Raw genomic sequence first — 17,472 nt, forward strand, 5'->3', positions numbered from 1 at the left:
AGTGTTCACCGGAATCGTCGAAGAACTGGGTGAGATCACCGCCGTCGAGGACCTTGGCGACGCCTCCCGCTTCACCGTACGCGGACCCGTCGTGACCGAAGGCGCGAAACACGGCGACTCCATCGCCGTCAACGGCGTCTGCCTGACCGTGGTCGAGTTCGGCGGCGGCGAGTTCACCGCCGATGTGATGGCCGAGACCCTCAAGCGCTCCAGCCTCGGCGCGCTGGCCCCCGGCTCGCGGGTCAACCTGGAGCGCCCGATGGAGCTCGGCGGACGGCTCGGCGGCCACCTCGTCCAGGGCCATGTGGACGGCACCGGCACGGTCCTTGACCGTACGCCCGCCGAGCACTGGGAGATCGTGAAGATCGCGCTGCCCGCCGAACTCGGCCGCTACGTCGTGGAGAAGGGCTCGATCACGGTCGACGGCATCAGCCTCACCGTCGTCGCCGCCGCCGCCGACCACTTCACCGTCAGCCTCATCCCCACCACCCTCGCGCTGACCACGCTCGGCATCAAGCAGCCCGGCGACCCGGTCAACCTCGAAGTGGACGTCATCGCCAAGTACGTCGAGCGGATGCTCGGCGCCTCCGTGCCCGGAGCGGTCGAACCCGAACCGGAGGCGCTGACATGAGCGTCGTGCACTGGCTGAACGGCGAGGCGTTCACCGCCTTCGACCAGCACGTCGTGTGGTCCGACATGATCGGCAACCTGCTCGGGCTGGGCGCGCTCGCGCTCGGCTGGCGGCGGGCGGTGCTGACCTGGCCGGTCCAGCTGCTCTCCGGCGTGGTGCTGGTCGCCGCCTTCTGGGGCGCCCACCTCGGCGGCGGTGTCGGCAAGCAGTTCGTGGTCATCGCCGTCTCGGTGTGGGGCTGGCGGCGCTGGCGCTCCGGCCGGGCCGACACCGGCCGGCTGACCGTCCGCTTCGCCACCTGGCGCGAGCGGGCCGTGCTCGCCGCCGCCACCGCCCTCGGCACGTCCGCCGTCGCCGCGCTCTTCCTCGTCTGGCCGTCGCTGTCCTGGAACCCCTGGCCGGACGCGTACATCTTCGTCGGCACGCTCGCCGCGATGTACGCCCAGGCGCGCGGCTGGGTCGAGTTCTGGTTCGCCTGGCTCGCCGTCGACCTGGTCGGCGTGCCGCTCAACTTCCACAGCGGGCTGCCCTTCTCCGGCCTGGTCTACATCTTCTACTTCGTCCTGGTGATCGCCGGGATGTACTCCTGGTGGCAGCAGACGACGACGTCCGCCGACACCGACACCGACACCGACACCGACACCGAGTCCCAGCCGCAGAGCACCACCGTCGCGGAAGGAGTGACGGCATGAGTGCCGTGACCGCACTGCAGGACGAGTGGTACGAGGACACCGCCCTCGTACTCGACCCCGTCGAACGAGCGATCGCCGACATCGCCGCCGGCCGCCCGGTGGTGGTCGTGGACGACGAGAACCGGGAGAACGAGGGCGATCTGATCGTCGCCGCCGAGAAGATCACCCCCGAGATCGTCGCCTTCATGATGAACGAGTGCCGCGGGCTGATCTGCGTCCCCCTGGAGGCGGCCGAGCTGGACCGGCTGGACCTGCCGCAGATGGTGGGGACGAACACCGAGTCGATGCGTACCGCCTTCACCGTGTCGGTCGACGCGAGCGGCGAGCACGGCGTGACCACCGGGATCTCCGCGTCCGACCGGGCCACCACCATCCGGCTGCTGGCCCAACCCGCCGCCGTGGCCGCCGACTTCGTACGTCCCGGGCATGTCTTCCCGCTGCGGGCCCGTCCCGGCGGGGTGCTGGTCAGGGCCGGGCACACCGAGGCCGGGGTCGACCTGGCCCGGCTCGCCGGGCTGCGGCCGGCCGCGGCCATCGTGGAGATCGCCCGCGAGGACGGCACGATGGCCCGGCTGCCCGAACTGGTGCCCTTCGCCCGCAAGCACGGTCTGGCGATCATCTCCATCGAGGACCTGATCGCCTACCGCCGTACCTCCGAGCCCACCGTCCGGCGCGAGGCGAGCACCACCCTGCCCACCGCCCACGGCGACTTCCGCGCCTACGGCTACCGCAGCACCGCCGACGGCGTGGAGCACATCGCGCTCGTCGCGGGCGACCTCGGGGACGGCACCGACGTCCTGGTCCGGGTGCACTCCGAGTGCCTGACCGGCGATGTGTTCGGCTCGCAGCGCTGCGACTGCGGCCCGCAGCTCCAGAGCGCGCTGCGCAAGGTCGCCGAGGAGGGCCGCGGTGTCGTGCTCTATCTGCGCGGCCACGAGGGGCGCGGTATCGGCCTGATGTCCAAGCTGCGCGCGTACGAACTCCAGGAGCGCGGCCGGGACACCCTCGACGCCAACCTCGAACTCGGTCTGCCCGCCGACGCCCGCGACTACGGCGCCGCCGCGCAGATCCTGGCCGACCTCGGGGTGACCTCGCTGCGGCTGATGACCAACAACCCCGCCAAGACCGGCGCCCTGGTCCGGCACGGCCTGGACGTGCTGCGGCGCGAACCGATGCCGGTCGCCGCCGGAGAGCACAATCTGCGGTATCTGCGCACCAAGCGGGACCGGATGGGCCACGACCTGCCGTGGCTCGACGCGTCCGGCCACTGACCCCGCAGGCCGGACCGTCCGGCCGCCCGCGGAACATGAGCATCCCGAGCACCGAGGAGAGAAGTGAGCGGTAAGGGCGCCCCCGAGCTGACCGTGAAGAACTGCGGCGACCTGCGTGTCGCCGTCGTCGCGGCCCAGTGGCACACCCAGGTGATGGACGGCCTCGTCGAGGGGGCCGTCCGCGCCCTGCGCGACCTCGGCATCGAGGAGCCGACGCTGCTGCGCGTCCCGGGCAGCTTCGAACTCCCCGTCGTGGCCAAGGTGCTGGCCGGCCGCGGCTACGACGCGGTCGTCGCGCTCGGGGTGATCATCCGCGGCGGCACCCCGCACTTCGAGTACGTCTCGCAGGGCGTCACCAACGGGCTGACCCAGGTGGCCGTGGAGACCGGGGTGCCGATCGGCTTCGGCATCCTGACCTGTGACAACGAGGAGCAGGCGCTGGACCGCGCGGGCCTGCCGGGGTCGAACGAGGACAAGGGGCACGAAGCGGTCACCGCAGCCGTCGCGACCGCCGCCATCCTGCGCTCGGTCTCCGAACCCTGGCGCTGACCGGTCCCCGACTCCCCGTACGCTAGGACCACCATGGCCAACAAGACATTCGAGGAGCTCTTCACCGAGCTCCGGCAGAAGGCCGCCACCGGCGACCCCAGCACCTCCCGCACCGCGGAACTCGTCGGCAAGGGCGTGCACGCGATCGGCAAGAAGGTGGTCGAGGAGGCCGCCGAGGTGTGGATGGCCGCCGAGTACGAGGGCGCCGACGCCACCGCCGAGGAGATCTCCCAACTGCTGTACCACGTTCAGGTGATGATGGTCGCCCGGGGGATCTCCCTGGACGACGTCTACGCCCATCTCTGAGCCGTACGCGTACGGAGCCGTCCCGCTCGCGGGCGGGACGACTCCGCACGCCGTCACCCCGTAATCCCGCAGATCCCGCAGATCCCGTAGATCCACCAGTTCCCGTAAAACCCCGGTTCCCGTAGAACCTCACGACCTCCAAGCGAAGGAATCCGCTCCCATGCTGCGCATCGCCGTCCCGAACAAGGGCTCACTGTCCGGACCCGCGGCGGCCATGCTCCATGAGGCCGGATACCGCCAGCGCAAGGAGTCCAAGGAACTCGTCCTCGTCGACAGCACCAACAACGTCGAGTTCTTCTATCTGCGCCCGCGCGACATCGCCATCTACGTCAGCTCCGGCCGGCTCGACATCGGCATCACCGGGCGGGACCTGCTGCTGGACTCCGGGGCGAACGCCGAGGAGATCCTCCAGCTCGGCTTCGCCCGCTCCACCTTCCGCTTCGCCGGCCGTCCCGGCACCGCCACCGGGGTGCAGGACCTCGGCGGGAAGACGGTCGCCACCTCGTACGAGGGCGTGGTCGAGAAGTACCTCGCCGACAACGGCGTGGACGCCTCCGTGGTGCACCTCGACGGCGCTGTGGAGACCGCCATCCAGCTCGGCGTGGCCCAGGTCATCGCCGACGTGGTGGAGACCGGCACCTCGCTGCGCAACGCCGGCCTCGAGACCTTCGGCGAGCCGATCATGGAGTCCGAGGCCGTCGTGATCCGGCGGGTCGGCGCCGACGCGGAGGACCCCAAGGTCCAGCAGTTCCTGCGCCGCCTCCAGGGCGTCCTGGTCGCCCGGCGGTACGTGATGATGGACTACGACATCCGCGTCGAGCAGGTCGAGCGGGCCGTCGCCCTCACCCCCGGCCTGGAGTCGCCGACCGTCTCCCCGCTGCACCACGAGGGCTGGGTCGCGGTCCGCGCGATGGTCCCCACCGCCGACGCCCAGCGCATCATGGACGAGCTGTACGAGCTGGGCGCCCGCGCGATCCTCACCACCGGCATCCACGCCGCCCGCCTGTGATGACGGCGGACGAGCGTACGGGCGGTGCCGACGGGGGTTCCGGCGGACCGGGCGGTGACGGCGCCGGGGTCGACGAGCGGGCCGCCGCCGCGCTGGACGGCCTGCCGGTCACCTTCCGGCCGGTCGTCACCCGCTGGGTGCTGCTCACCCTCGGCGTGGTGCTCTTCGTCGTCCTGACCGCCGTCGCGCTGATGATGCCGCACGACGGCGCCGCGCCCTGGAGCACGGGGGAGCGGATCACCGTGATCCTCACCGCCGTGGTGTTGCTGGGCGTGCTCACCCTGCTCAGCCGGCCCAAGGTGGTCGCGGACAGCGGCGGCCTCACCGTGGTCAACCTCACCGTGAAGCGGCGGCTGGCCTGGGCCGAGGTGCTGCGGGTGAACCTCCGCCAGGGCGACGCCTGGGTCCATCTCGACCTCGCCGACGGCACGTCGCTCCCGGCGATGGGCATCCAGCCCGGGATCGCCCGGGAGCAGGCGCTGCGGGACGCCCGGCGGCTGCGGTCGCTGGTCGAGGCGCTGGGCGAGGCCCGGGGCGCGGCGGGAGACGGGTCCCGGTGATCCGAGCCGGTCTGTGGCGGGCGGCCCGTGCCGTAAGGCCCGCGACGACGCCCGCCCGGCGTCACCGGGTGATCCGTACGGCCATGTGACGAACCGGGTCGTCACCGTCCTTCGCCACCGCCGGAGCCTTGGCTACCCTGGGGGCGAGCGTTGTCCACCGCGCTCGCCCCGCATCCCTTCGGCCCGCGAGCCCCTCGCGTTTCCCCTCGCACCACCCGCGGGGCACCGACCAACCAAGGAGTGACACTCACACCCCGATGGACGAACCGTCCGGTAATACCTGCGCCGCCCCTCCCTCTGGCTCCACCGGAGCGGCGGCATCATGACCACCTCACTGCTGCTGCTCGCAGCGGCCCTCGTCCTCATCCTCGCCAACGGATTCTTCGTCGCCGCCGAATTCGGCCTGGTGACCGTGGAACGCCCCGCCGCCGAGCGGGCCGCCGCGGCGGGTGACCGCCGGGCCCGCAGCGTCGTGGCCGCCCTGCGCAAACTCTCCTTCCAGCTCTCGGGCACCCAGCTCGGCATCACCATCACCTCGCTGGTCGTCGGCATGCTCGCCGAGCCCGCGCTCGGCCATCTGCTCTCCGCGCCGGTCCGCACGCTCGGCATACCGCAGGGCGCCGCCCCCGGTGTCGCCGTCGTGATCGGCATGATGCTCGCCTCCGCCGTACAGATGGTGATCGGCGAACTCGTCCCCAAGAACTGGGCCGTCTCCCACCCGCTGGCCGTCGCCCGCGTGGTCGCCGGACCGCAGCGCGCGTTCTCGCGCGTCTTCCGCCCGGTCATCGAACTGCTCAACCGGGCCGCGAACCGTCTGGTGCGGATGCTCGGCGTCGAGCCCACGGACGAACTGGCCTCCGCCCGTACCCCCACAGAACTGGTCTCGCTGGCCCGGCACTCCGCGCTCGCCGGCGCCCTCGAACAGGACACCGCCGACCTCTTCGTCCGCACCCTGTCCCTCGGCGACCTCACCGCCGAGAACGTGATGACCCCCCGGGTGCGGGTCAGCGCGCTGGAGGACACCGCCACCGCCGCGGATGTCCTCAACCTCACCCGGGCCACCGGACTGTCCCGCTTCCCCGTCTACCACGAGCGGCTGGACGACATCACCGGCATGGTCCACCTCAAGGACGCGCTCGCCGTCCCCGCCGACCGGCGCGACCGCGCCCTCGTCGGCCGGATAGCCGTCGCCCCGCTGCTCGTCCCCGAGACGCTGCCGGGCCGCCGGCTGCTCAAGCTGCTGCGCAGCGAACAGCCGATCGCGGTGGTCGTCGACGAGTACGGCGGTACGGCCGGGGTGGTCACCCTGGAGGACATCATCGAGGAGCTGGTCGGCGAGGTGCGCGACGAGCACGACGCCGCCGACCTGCCCGAACTCGCCCAGGCCCCGCCCGACTCCGGCCGACCCGCCTGGGACGCCGACGGAAGCTGCCGGATCGACACGCTGACCCGGATCGGGCTGGCCGCGCCCGAGGGGCCGTACGAGACGGTCGCCGGACTCGTCGCCGACCTGCTGGCCCGTATCCCCGAGCCCGGCGACGTGGCCGAACTGCCCGGCTGGCTGCTGCGGGTCGAGGAAGTCGGCCACCACCGGGCCGAGCGGGTACGGATCGTGCGTATCCCGGCCGAGACGGGAGAGGAGAGCGAGCGATGAGCGCACTCCAACTTCTGTTCGCCGCCCTGCTGGTGCTCGGCAACGGCTACTTCGTCGCCGCCGAGTTCGCGCTGATCTCGGTCCGCCGCAGCCAGATCGAGCCACTGGCCGCGCGGCAGCGCAGCGCCCGTACGGTGCTGTACGCGCTGGAGCACCTGCCGCAGATGATGGCCGCCGCGCAGTTCGGCGTCACCGTCTGCTCGCTGACGCTCGGCGCGGTCGCCGAACCGACGGTCGCGCATCTGCTGGAACCCGTCTTCTCCGCCGCCCGGCTGCCGGAGGGCCTGGTCCACCCGGTCGGCTATGTGCTGGCGCTCGCGCTCGTGGTCTTTCTGCACCTGGTGATCGGCGAGATGGTGCCGAAGAATCTGGCGATGGCCGCGCCGGAGCGGACCGCGCTGCGGCTCAGCCCCGCGCTGGTCGGTTTCGCCCGGGTCTTCCGGCCGGTCATCGCCGTGCTGGGGGCTTCCGCCCGGGTGATTCTGCGGGCGTTCCGGGTCGAGCCCAAGGACGAGGTCGACTCGGTCTTCACCAGCGCGGAGCTGACCGTCCTGGTCGAGGACGCGCGTCGGGCCGGGCTGCTCGACCCGGACGAGCAGGAGCGTCTGGAGGACGCGCTCGAACTGGGGACGCGGCCGGTGACGGACGTGCTGCTCACCCCGGGCGAGCTGGTCACGCTGGCGCCGAGTGCGACGCCGAGGGAGATCGAGGAGCTGACGGTACGGACGGGGTACTCGCGCTTCCCGGTCGCGGCCCCCGCGCGGGGGCCGGACGCGGCGCCCGGCTACCTCGGATATCTGCACGTCAAGGATGTGCTCGACGCGGAGGACGTCGACCGGCCGGTGCCGCAGCGGCTGTGGCGGCCGATGACGACGCTGCGGGCGGATCTGCCGCTGGACGACGCGCTGACGTCCATGCGGAGGACTGCGTCGCATTTGGCGGCTGTGGTCGACGCGGGGGGGAAGGTGCTGGGGTTGGTGGCGCTGGAGGATGTCCTGGAGATGCTCGTGGGCGAGGTCCGTGACCCCGCCCACCGGGACGCGGAGGTCCCGGCCCCCGCGGCGCCGGGCGCGACCGAACTGGTCAGCTGAGGGCCCCGTCAGGGGCGCGGGGAACTGCGCGATCAGCCACGATGGTGCTTTCGGCGGGGTGCGGGCCTGTGCCGTCCGGGCGGGTCGGTTGCGGTGGGCTGCCGGACCACCGGCCGGTGGTGGGTTGCCCGCGCAGTTCCTCGCGCCCCTTTGGGGCGCCCCGTCAGGGGCGCGGGGACTGCGCGACTAGCCACGATCGTGCTTTTGGCGGGGTACGGGCCTGTGCCGTCCGGGTGGGTCCGTTGCCGTGAGTTGCCGGGCCGCCGGCCGGTGGTCGGTTGCCCGCGCAGTTCCTCGCGCCCCTGGCGGGGCGGGTTCCGTTCTGCGTTGGCCAGCCGCCGGTGGTGGGTTGCTCGCGCAGTTCCTCGCGCCCCTTGGGGTTACTCGACGGGGTCGGGGGGTGGGGGGATGCCGGGGCCGCGGCCCGAGAGGACCTCGCCGTACGCCTGCATCAGATCCGGCAGCCGCAGCGTCGCCAACTCCTCCCGGCTCGGGGCCGTCGGATACTCCGACAGCCTCAAGTCCCGGTACGCACAGCTCTTCTCGTAGAGCGTCCTGAGCAACCGCCCATTGCCGAGCTCGTCGATCCAGCCCTGGTCGACCACATGCCCGCTGATCGCGCGCAGCTCCTCCAGCGCCTCCTCGTCCCACCGGTCCCCGTTCTCCCCGGCCAGCACCTCACCGATCCGGGTCAGCTCCAGCGGGCGGTAACTCGGGAAGTCCACCCGGGTGGTGAAGCGCGAGCCGAGCCCGGGGTTGGCGGCCAGGAGTCGGTCCATGCCCTCGGGGTAGCCCGCGAGTATGACGACCAGCCGGTCACGATTGTCCTCGGCCCGCTTGAGCAGCACCTGCAACGCCTCGTCGCCGTACGCGTCGCCCTTGCTGTAACCGGAGTTGGACAGCGCGTACGCCTCGTCCACGAAGAGCACCCCGCCGAGCGCGGAGTCGATCAGCTCATTGGCCTTCACCGCGGTCTGGCCGAGGAACTCCCCGACCAGATCGGAACGTTGGGCCTCGACCAGATGATCGCCGCCGAGCAGTCCGAGCGCGTAGAAGACCCGGCCGAGTATCCGGGCCACGGTGGTCTTGCCGGTGCCGGAGGGCCCGGAGAAGACGAAGTGTCGCTTCGGCGGCTGGACGGGCAGCCCCTGCACGGCCCGCAGCCGGGCCATCCTCAGCTGCGCGGAGAGCGCCTTGACCTGGCGTTTGACCGGTTCCAGGCCCACCATGCGGTCGAGCTCCGCCAGGGCCTGGGTGAGCAGTGCGGGGTCGGATCCGCCGAGCGGGAACTGCGGCTGGGCGGCGGCGCCGGGCGGCGGTACGGGGGCGCGGCCGCGCAGGTCTTCGTCGTACGGGCCGGCCGACGACAGCGTCTCGTCCAGGTCGGGCCCGGGCCCGGGGCCCATCGAGGTGTCGGGGAAGAGGTCGAGGTCGGCGCCGCCCTCGGGTATCGCCTGGCCGTTGCCGGCCAGCGACACGGCGGCGAGCCCCGCGGCCTCGTCGAGCCCGTCGTCGGTCTCGTGGATCGCGGCGAGCCGCGCGGCGGTGTCCATGAAGGCCGGGTCCACCCGGTGCACGGCCCGGTAGAGCGGTACGGCGGCCGCGGTACGGCCGGTGCCCTCGTAGGCGCGGGCCAGCCAGTACCGCAGCTCCTTGCGCTGCGGCTGCTCGCTGCGGCACCGCATCAGGGCCGCGGCCAGCAGCGGTTCCGCCTGGCCGCACATCTCCAGCCGGACCCGGGCCATCCCGCCGAACAGCCCGGCCTCGATGCCGAGTACGGGATCACCGAGCAGCGGTTCCGTGTGCCGGACCAGCCGCTCCCAGTCCTTGACCAGATAAGCCCGGCAGGCGTGCAGAAAGCGGACCTGCGGGTCGGTGTCGACCGGCGGGCAGTCGGCCAACGCCTGGTCGAGTTCGGCCACGTGGCGGCCGTCCAGCCAGTGCGAGGCGTGCGCGAGCAGCAGATCGCGGCTGGTCTCCAGTACGGGCTGCACCCACCAGCCCAGCCAGTACCATGAGTTGAGGGTACGGCGGTGGGCCGAACGCTGCTCGCCGAAGCGGTCGCGGTGCCGGTACATCTGCAGCAGCGCGGTCGCCGTGTCGGCCCGCAGCGCGTGCAGGCCCAGCCACGCGTCCGCCATCCCGGGGTCCATCCGCACCGCGGCGCGGAACTCCTCCTCGGCCTGGACGTAGGCGCCCATGGTGTACGCGTCGACGCCGCGCAGCCAGGCGAGATCGGCCGGGGAACCCGGACGATCGGTGCCGAAGTCCATCAAGTCCCCACCTATCCGTCCCCCGCCTCACCGACACCCGCGTCCCAACCCGTGGCACCCGGGCGGGAGTTGGGGCAGGCAGCGGTGCTCCCCGGGCACCGCTCCGCCCCCTTTGCGCATCGTACCCGCGATGCTCCGATCACCGTAGGGTGCCGTGACATGCGGTGTCGGAGTGAACACGGGACCGCGGGCCGCGGGGGCGCGCCGGGAGACGGGCCGACGCGGCCGGGACGGGTCCGGGTCAGGTCTGGACGTACGGGCGCTGAGTGGTGACGGCGGGTGAGGGGCCGGGGGCGCGGACCGGGACACAGCGGTCGTCCGGGCAGGACGAAGCCCCCGGTCACGGGGGAACAACCGGGGGCTCCGCGTCTGGCGAGCGACTGTTTCCGGCCGCTTGTTGAAAACGTAATTGCTGAATGCCCGGGTGGTCAAGCCGTGTTGAACGACCTACGGCGGACGCGGTGCCGAAGCCCTCCGCACGCCGCCGTAGGGTCACTCGTGATGACTGTCGGTAGGCGTGCTGCGGGGGCTCCCGGGGCCGGGTACGGCCAGGTAGCCGTCGTGTGTCTGGTGCACCACGAGGTCGGCGAAGGGGCGGGAGGGGTCGGCGGCGAAGTGGGTGTCCTCGGCCCGGTTCCAGCCGGTCCAGAAGCGCGTCAGCTCCGGGCCGTCACGCAGCAGGCCGCGGCGGTGGGCGGTTTCGGCGTCGACTTCCAGCCACAGCAGGAGGGCGAGATACGGGCGCAGGGCGGCGCGGCCGCTGCCGACGCCTTCGAGCAGGACGACGGGGGCGGCGGGGATCTCCCGCCGGGTGGTGAAGCGGCGGGCGGTCCAGTCGTACACCTCGTGGTCGGCCGGGCGGCCCTCGCTCAGGGGTCCGAGCACTTGGTCCGCCAGGCGGGTGGTCCAGTCGAAGGGGTGCTCGTGGGTGGCGAGGTCGTCGAGGTGGATCACGGGGGCACCGCCCAGCTGTTCCGCGATCCGCGCGGCCAGCGTGGTCTTGCCCGAGCCCGCGTGGCCGTCCACGGCGAGGAGCCGGACGGGGCCGCAGGACGGGGGCAGCGCGGGCAGCAGTGCGGCGAGGTGGGGCAGCGTGAGGTCGTCCATGCGGCGAGCGTACGACGCCCCTCCGGGGGTGCACCGAACGACGCGACGTTGCCCCGTCAGGGGCGCTGGGGGTGCGTCCCGTTAGGGGCGCGAGGAACGGCGCGCTCAGCCGGCCACCGGCCGTCGGCCCGGCATCCGGTCGTAACGGTTCCGCCTGGGCGGTGCGGGTGCGGAAGCCCGCTGCAGGCGCGTTGTGGCTGGTCGCGCAGTTCCTCGCGCCCCTATGGGGCGCCAAGCCGGCGCGCGGCGAACGCGTCCTGTCAGGGGCGCTGGGGGTACCCCCAATGCCGTCAAGTTTGGGGGTTGGGTTGTTGGGGTTGGGGTGTTTGTGGGACAGCGGGGGCAGGGCCCCGCTACGGATATGGGTGTCGAGTCCGGATCCGTGGAGGGGCCCTGCTGTGTCTGAGTCTGTCATTACTCGTTCGGTGGCCGCAGGTGCCGGGTGTTTCGCGCCGGGGCATCTGGGGCCGTTGACGTGGCTGCTGCCGTTCTCCGTGGTCGATGAGGTTTTGGCGCGGACGGGCCGGGTGCAGCGGCGGGTGCGTGATCTGCCGGCCCGGGTGGTGGTCTATCTGCTGGTCGCGCAGGGGTTGTGCGGGTCGGTGTCCCTGGGGGCGGTGTACCGGATGGCGGGTGCCGCGCTCGGTGGCGCGGGGTTGCCGGACCCGACCCGGCAGGGCCTGCACGCGGCGCGGGTGCGGCTGGGGTCGCGTCCGCTGCAGTTGCTGTTGCGCGAGTTGTGCCGTCACCCGGCCGCGGTGCCGCAGCCGTGGCGGGGCCTTGAGGTCTGCGCGGTCGACGGCACGGTCCTGGCCGTCCCGGACAGTGCGGCCACCCGGGCCTGGCTGGGCAAGCACAAGCACCGCTACGGCACGGCGGGCTATCCGCTGGTGCAGGTGATCGCCTTGGTCTACTGCTCCACCCGCACCCTGGCCGATGCGGTCTTCGGCCCGGTCTCAGGCCGGGAGTTCGTTCCGGCCCGGCGGCTGCTGCGCAGCCTGCACACGGGAATGCTGGTCCTGCTCGACGCGGGGTTCGACGCGGCCGGGTTCCTGTCGGATCTGGTCGCCACCGGGGCCGACTTCACGGTGCGGCTGCCCCGCACCGCCCGCCTGCCGGCCCTTCAGCGCTACCCCGACGGCTCATGGCTGACGCTGCGGGCCGGCCGCGAAGTCCGCGCGATCGCCGTCACCGTCCAGGTCACCACCGACCAGGGCACCCGCACCAGCACATGGCTGCTGGCCACCAGCCTGCTCAACTGGCGCACCCATCCCGCCGACGCGATCGCCGCCTGTTACCACGACCGGTGGGAAGTCGAGGAAACGTTCTGCTCGGTCAAGTCCACGATGCTCGGCGGCCGGGTCCTGCACTGCACCACCCCAGCCGGCCTGGCCCAGGAGATCCATGCCCTGCTGATCAGCTACCAGCTCCTGCGCCTGGTCATGGCCCGCGCCGGGACCGCCGCAGGGCTGCCCTGCACCGCGATGGGCTTCACCCTGGCCCTGCGTGAAACCGTCAACGGCATCACCACCGCCACCGAGATCGACGGTCCCCCAGACGCCCGACTGCTCGGCGCGGTCGGCACCTACCTCCGCGACCACCCACTACCCCCACGCCGCCTGCGGATATACAACCGCCTCGTCAAACGATCCCTGTCCAAATACGCCGCCGGCAAGATCGGCAACGGCAAGAAACGCCAGACCGTCCCCACCGGCACCGCCCACATCACCGCAACCATCAACCACAACAGCCCAAACTCCCACCCCCACCAGCCCAAACGCCAAACTTGACGGCATTGGGGGTACCCCCATGCGAAGCTTTGGGGGCGGAACTGCGCGCTCAGCTGGTCACCGGCCGTTGGTCCGGCATCCGGCCGTAACGGTTCCGCCTGGGCGGTGCGGGTGCGGAAGCGCGCTGCAGGCGCGTTGTGGCTGGTCGCGCGGTTCCTCGCGCCCCTGTGGGGCGCGTCGCGCGGGGCGGGGCGGGCACGTTTAACGTGGGCGCGTGAGCGAAACCGACCTTTATCCGTCCCACCGCCTCGAACTCGCCCGCCGCGCCGCCGAGGACGCGGGCCTCGATGCCCTCCTGATCAGCCCCGGCGCCGACCTGCGCTACCTCACCGGCTACCGGGCCCTGCCCCTGGAACGCCTGACCTGCCTGGTCGTCCCGGCCGAGGGCGACCCCTTCCTCGTGGTGCCCGCGCTGGAGCGCCCCGCCGCCCAGACCTCCCCGGCAGGGGACCTCGGCATCGACATCACCGGCTTCGGCGAGACCGACGACCCCTACGCGCTGATCGCCCGCCGGCTGCCGCCCCGCGTACGCATGTTCGCCGTCGACAACCACATGTGGGCCGAGAAGCTGCTCGCCTTCCAGGCCGCGCTGCCCGGCGCGCAGGCCGGGCTGGCCGGAGACGTCCTCTCCGTACTGCGGATGCGCAAGAGCCCGGCCGAAGTGGAGGCACTGCGCCGCGCGGGCGCCGCGATCGACCGCGTGCACCGCTCGATCGGCGAGTGGCTGCGCCCCGGCCGCACCGAGCGCGAGGTCGCCAAGGACATCGCCGAAGCGATCGTCGCGTCCGGCCACACCACCACCGACTTCGTCATCGTCGGCTCCGGGCCCAACGGCGCCAGCCCGCACCACGAGGTCTCCGACCGGGTGATCCGCGCCGGCGACCCGGTGGTCGTCGACATCGGCGGCACCACCGAGGACGGCTACTGCTCGGACTCCACCCGCACCTACGCCGTCGGCGAGCCCCCGGACGAGTTCCGCGCGCTGTACGAGGTACTGCTGCGCGCCCAGCGCGCGCAGACCGACGCGGTACGCCCCGGGCTGACCGCCGAGGAACTCGACGCGGTCGGCCGGGACATCATCACCGAGGCGGGCTACGGCGAGCACTTCATCCACCGCACCGGACACGGCATCGGCCTGGAGACCCACGAGGAGCCGTACATCGTGGCCGGCAGCACCCGGGCGCTGGAGCCGGGGATGGCCTTCTCGGTCGAGCCGGGGATCTATCTGCCCGGCACCTTCGGCGCCCGCATCGAGGACATCGCCGTGTGCACGGAAGAAAGCGGCGAGCGGCTGAATCTGACCGGACGTGACCTGGTCGTTCTTCCCGGGTGACCGCCAATGGTCGAGACCAATATTGGTCGCTCCCGGCGGCCGGGAACCCTGGTGGAAAGGGCCGCTGACACACGATAGTTGGGCGCGTCCGCCCCTGCCGCACCACGGCGTGGGCGGGCCGTCCCGTTCACGTCGAGGGGATACGAGGAGACCGTGGTCAAACCAGCCAAGAGCAGTGACGCGCCCCGGCGTGCCGTACTGACCGCCGCGATCGCCGCGGCGGCCGCCACCGCGACCGCTTCCGCCCAGCCCGCTTCCGCCCGCGGCGCCGGACCGGCCGCCGACCGGTCCGCCGCCGGGAAGGCCGTACCCGGCGCCGCGCCGCGCCACGGAGGCCCGTCCGTGCCCGATGCCGCACCCGTCGACTACCACGGCTGGACGTCGTACGCCGACTGGCTGTTCGGCGTGCACAAGGGCACCCGGCCGGTGGCCGGCAAGCGGCCCGGGGTGCAGATCGCCCGCCCGAGCGGCACGCTGAAGTACACCGACCCGCACACCGGCACCACCGCGACCTGGGAGTCCGCCTCCTGGACCTCACCGGTCCGCCGGCTGCCGTACCCGGCGAGCGAGCTGATCTCCTCCTGGAACGCGCACACCCCCGCGGGCACCTGGATCCAGGTCGAACTGCTCGGCACCTACACCGACGGCACCGCCACGCCCGCGTATGTGATGGGCCGCTGGACCGCGGGCGACGGGCCCGAAGACATCCGCCGCACCTCGGTGGACGACCAGGGCGACGGCAGGAGCAGCATCTGGACCGACACCTTCTCCATCGACGACACCGCCGCCGGGCCGCTGCTCGCCTCGTACCGGCTGCGCCTGACGCTCTTCCGCAAGCCGGGCGGCCATCTCACCCCGACGGTGTGGCGGCTGGGCGCGATGGGCTCGGACATCCCCGACCGCTACACCGTGCCCGCCTCCGTGCCGGGCGTCGCCCGGGGCGTCGAGCTGCCGGTGCCGCGCTACTCGCAGAACATCCACAAGGGCCAGTACCCGGAGTACGACAACGGCGGCGAGGCGTGGTGCAGTCCGACCTCCTCCACCATGGCCATCGAGTACTGGGGCCGCGGCCCGACCGCCGCCGACCTGGCCTGGGTGAACCCCTCCTACGCCGACCCGCAGGTCGACCACGCCGCCCGCTTCACGTACGACTACCAGTACGAGGGGTGCGGCAACTGGCCGTTCAACGCGGCCTACGCGGCCACGTACAAGGACCTCCAGGGCGTCATCACCCGGCTGCGGTCGCTCGACGACCTGGAGCGGCTGATCAAGGCCGGCATCCCGGTGATCACCTCGCAGTCCTTCCTCGCCTCCGAGCTGGACGGCGCCGGGTACGGCACTTCGGGCCATCTGATGTGCGTCGTGGGCTTCACCTCCGACGGTGATGTCGTCGCCAACGACCCGGCCAGCGACAGCGACCCGGTGGTCCGCAACGTCTACAAACGGTCGCAGTTCGAGACGATCTGGCTGCGCACCAAGCGGATCAACGCCTCCGGCGGGGTCAGCGGCGGCACCGGCGGGGTCTGCTACCTCTACTTCCCGGCCCGGCCGAGTCCCGGCCAGCGCCGCGCGCTGGCGTCGGTCGGCGTGGTCTGAGGGCGTATCTTGCCGAGAGCGGCCCCGCCTCCTCCGCCCTGACGGAGGCGGGGCCGGTCGCGTCGTACGGCGGACGTCGTGCGGCCGGGACCACGCCCTTCGGCGGCCCGCCGCATGTCGGATTCCGGCCCTGGTGAGGCAAGTGGTAGAGACCAATTTTGTGGATTGACCCAAAGGTCTGGACCAAACCTTGACGGGTCCGCGTCAGCGCAGGATTCTGCTGCCACGTTCCCCCACAGGAGGTCCCGACGTGAACCGTCTGAAAGCACTCGGCTCGGGCGTGGCAGCCGCCGCCCTGGCCATCGCCGGGCTCGGCACCGCAGCCGCGCTCGGTACCAGCCCGGCCAGCGGCGCCACGGTGTCGGCGAGCGCCCTGAGCAACAACTGGTACGCCGCCGCCCCGTATCTGATGCCGCTGGACAACAACCCGCCGAGCGCCGCGGCCATCATGGACGCCAGCGGCCTCAAGGCGTTCCAGCTGGCCTTCATCCTCGCGCCCAACGGCGGCGGCTGCACCCCGACCTGGGACGGCACCGCGGCGGTCTCCTCGGACACCGCGGTCGCCAATGTCATCTCGGCGATCCGCGCCAAGGGCGGTGACGTCTCGGTCTCCATCGGCGGCTACGGCGGCACCAAGCTCGGCCAGGCGTGTTCCGACTCCGCCTCGACGGCCGCCGCGTACCAGCAGGTCATCACCAAGTACCAGCTGCACGCCATCGACTTCGACCTGGAGGAGCCGGAGTACGAGAACACCGCCGCCGTCGCCCACGAGATCGGCGCGGCCAAGATCCTCCAGCAGAACAACCCCGGCCTCTACGTCTCGGTCACCACCGCGGGCACCGCGGCCGGCACCGGCTGGTTCGGGCAGCAGATGCTCAACGAGGCCAAGGCGCAGGGCTTCACGCCCAACAACTTCTCCATCATGCCCTTCGACGGCGGCTTCAACGGGGCGGCCTCGCAGACCAGCGCGCTCACCGCGTTCAACGGCCTGCTCAAGACCACCTTCGGCTGGGACACCGCCACCGCGTACGCCCACGAGGGCTTCTCCGGCATGAACGGCCGCAGCGACTCGGGCGAGTACTTCTACCAGGCGGACTTCCAGACCGTGCTGGACTACGCCACCAGCCACGGCATGGGCCGCTTCACCTTCTGGTCGCTCAACCGCGACCGCCCGTGCGACCCGCCGAACAACGGCACCACGTCCGGCACGTGCAGCAGCGTCGCCCAGGCGCCCTGGGACTTCGCCAAGTACTCGGTGAAGTTCGCCGGTGCCACCCCGCCGGTCACCAACCCGCCGACCACGCCGCCCACCACCCCGCCGACCGGCGCGTGCGTCGTCGCGGAGTGGACCGCGAGCGCGATCTACGTCGGCGGCAACGAGGTGGCCCACAAGGGTCACAAGTGGAAGGCCCAGTGGTGGACCACCAACGAGGAGCCCGGAACGACCGGCCAGTGGGGTGTCTGGGTCGACGAGGGGCCCTGCTGACCTCGTGAGACCGGCGCCTCGACGACGGCACAGTCAGTCGTTCAGCCTATGACAGCGGACCCGTGGCACACCCTGCCGCGGGTCCGCTGTCGTGTGTGCGCGTCTCCGCACGTGCGCGTTTTCG

The 17,472-nt window shown here is 72.0% G+C and carries 15 protein-coding genes; 13 read left to right on the forward strand and 2 right to left on the reverse strand.

Going from position 1 to position 17,472, the window contains the following annotated elements; genetic code table 11:
* Position 1: 1 nt before the first annotated feature.
* From OHA30_RS30935 to OHA30_RS30975, 9 genes are all read left to right on the forward strand, one after another.
* A complete protein-coding gene (locus OHA30_RS30935) occupies positions 2 to 631 on the forward strand; it encodes a riboflavin synthase (RefSeq protein ID WP_328917166.1) in 630 nt (209 codons plus the stop codon).
* A complete protein-coding gene (locus OHA30_RS30940; RefSeq protein ID WP_328917167.1) occupies positions 628 to 1,323 on the forward strand; it encodes a nicotinamide mononucleotide transporter family protein in 696 nt (231 codons plus the stop codon). Before OHA30_RS30935 ends, OHA30_RS30940 begins: the two co-directional genes overlap by 4 nt.
* Complete coding sequence (locus OHA30_RS30945; protein ID WP_328917168.1) at positions 1,320 to 2,594, forward strand: bifunctional 3,4-dihydroxy-2-butanone-4-phosphate synthase/GTP cyclohydrolase II; 1,275 nt, start codon at positions 1,320 to 1,322, stop codon at positions 2,592 to 2,594. Before OHA30_RS30940 ends, OHA30_RS30945 begins: the two co-directional genes overlap by 4 nt.
* A gap of 63 nt (positions 2,595 to 2,657) precedes the next feature.
* Complete coding sequence (ribH, locus tag OHA30_RS30950) at positions 2,658 to 3,143, forward strand: 6,7-dimethyl-8-ribityllumazine synthase (RefSeq protein WP_328917169.1); 486 nt, start codon at positions 2,658 to 2,660, stop codon at positions 3,141 to 3,143.
* Between the two features lie 33 nt (positions 3,144 to 3,176).
* Positions 3,177 to 3,449, forward strand: coding sequence for a phosphoribosyl-ATP diphosphatase (locus OHA30_RS30955; protein WP_222966628.1), 273 nt, complete (start codon positions 3,177 to 3,179; stop codon positions 3,447 to 3,449).
* Between the two features lie 160 nt (positions 3,450 to 3,609).
* The gene (hisG, locus tag OHA30_RS30960; RefSeq protein ID WP_328917170.1) at positions 3,610 to 4,458 is read left to right on the forward strand and encodes an ATP phosphoribosyltransferase; all 849 of its coding nucleotides are present in this window, start codon (positions 3,610 to 3,612) and stop codon (positions 4,456 to 4,458) included.
* On the forward strand, positions 4,458 to 5,018 hold the full coding sequence (locus OHA30_RS30965) for a PH domain-containing protein (protein ID WP_328917171.1): 561 nt from the start codon (positions 4,458 to 4,460) through the stop codon (positions 5,016 to 5,018). The genes hisG and OHA30_RS30965 overlap by 1 nt, the downstream gene beginning before the upstream one ends.
* A gap of 322 nt (positions 5,019 to 5,340) precedes the next feature.
* Positions 5,341 to 6,672, forward strand: a complete 1,332-nt coding sequence (locus OHA30_RS30970; RefSeq protein WP_328917172.1) for a hemolysin family protein — start codon at positions 5,341 to 5,343, stop codon at positions 6,670 to 6,672.
* A complete protein-coding gene (locus OHA30_RS30975; RefSeq protein WP_328917173.1) occupies positions 6,669 to 7,763 on the forward strand; it encodes a hemolysin family protein in 1,095 nt (364 codons plus the stop codon). Before OHA30_RS30970 ends, OHA30_RS30975 begins: the two co-directional genes overlap by 4 nt.
* A gap of 380 nt (positions 7,764 to 8,143) precedes the next feature.
* Here OHA30_RS30975 and OHA30_RS30980 read toward each other — a convergent pair whose 3' ends face one another.
* Complete coding sequence (locus tag OHA30_RS30980) at positions 8,144 to 10,036, reverse strand: AAA family ATPase (protein ID WP_328917174.1); 1,893 nt, start codon at positions 10,034 to 10,036, stop codon at positions 8,144 to 8,146.
* A 492-nt stretch (positions 10,037 to 10,528) separates the two neighbouring features.
* A complete protein-coding gene (locus OHA30_RS30985) occupies positions 10,529 to 11,143 on the reverse strand; it encodes a uridine kinase family protein (RefSeq protein WP_328917175.1) in 615 nt (204 codons plus the stop codon).
* A 398-nt stretch (positions 11,144 to 11,541) separates the two neighbouring features.
* Between OHA30_RS30985 and OHA30_RS30990 the strand changes: the two genes are divergently transcribed.
* The 4 genes from OHA30_RS30990 (at position 11,542) to OHA30_RS31005 (ending at position 17,348) form a co-directional block, all read left to right on the forward strand.
* Positions 11,542 to 12,933, forward strand: a complete 1,392-nt coding sequence (locus OHA30_RS30990; protein ID WP_328915400.1) for an IS4 family transposase — start codon at positions 11,542 to 11,544, stop codon at positions 12,931 to 12,933.
* 214 nt (positions 12,934 to 13,147) lie between these two features.
* On the forward strand, positions 13,148 to 14,266 hold the full coding sequence (locus OHA30_RS30995; protein WP_328917176.1) for a M24 family metallopeptidase: 1,119 nt from the start codon (positions 13,148 to 13,150) through the stop codon (positions 14,264 to 14,266).
* Between the two features lie 153 nt (positions 14,267 to 14,419).
* Positions 14,420 to 15,862, forward strand: coding sequence for a peptidase C39 family protein (locus OHA30_RS31000; protein WP_328917177.1), 1,443 nt, complete (start codon positions 14,420 to 14,422; stop codon positions 15,860 to 15,862).
* Positions 15,863 to 16,112: 250 nt separating this feature from the next.
* On the forward strand, positions 16,113 to 17,348 hold the full coding sequence (locus OHA30_RS31005; RefSeq protein WP_328917178.1) for a chitinase: 1,236 nt from the start codon (positions 16,113 to 16,115) through the stop codon (positions 17,346 to 17,348).
* The last annotated feature ends 124 nt before the right edge of the window (positions 17,349 to 17,472 follow it).

Source organism: Streptomyces sp. NBC_00223, from assembly GCF_036199905.1.
Classification (GTDB): Bacteria; Actinomycetota; Actinomycetes; order Streptomycetales; family Streptomycetaceae; genus Actinacidiphila.

Coding starts and splice junctions, on each gene's coding strand:
- OHA30_RS30940 (WP_328917167.1), top strand. CDS start 628: ATGAGCGTCGTGCACTGGCTGAACGGCGAGGCGTTCACCGCCTTCGAC.
- OHA30_RS30945 (WP_328917168.1), top strand. CDS start 1,320: ATGAGTGCCGTGACCGCACTGCAGGACGAGTGGTACGAGGACACCGCC.
- OHA30_RS30955 (WP_222966628.1), top strand. CDS start 3,177: ATGGCCAACAAGACATTCGAGGAGCTCTTCACCGAGCTCCGGCAGAAG.
- hisG (WP_328917170.1), top strand. CDS start 3,610: ATGCTGCGCATCGCCGTCCCGAACAAGGGCTCACTGTCCGGACCCGCG.
- OHA30_RS30965 (WP_328917171.1), top strand. CDS start 4,458: ATGACGGCGGACGAGCGTACGGGCGGTGCCGACGGGGGTTCCGGCGGA.
- OHA30_RS30970 (WP_328917172.1), top strand. CDS start 5,341: ATGACCACCTCACTGCTGCTGCTCGCAGCGGCCCTCGTCCTCATCCTC.
- OHA30_RS30975 (WP_328917173.1), top strand. CDS start 6,669: ATGAGCGCACTCCAACTTCTGTTCGCCGCCCTGCTGGTGCTCGGCAAC.
- OHA30_RS30980 (WP_328917174.1), bottom strand. CDS start 10,036: ATGGACTTCGGCACCGATCGTCCGGGTTCCCCGGCCGATCTCGCCTGG.
- OHA30_RS30985 (WP_328917175.1), bottom strand. CDS start 11,143: ATGGACGACCTCACGCTGCCCCACCTCGCCGCACTGCTGCCCGCGCTG.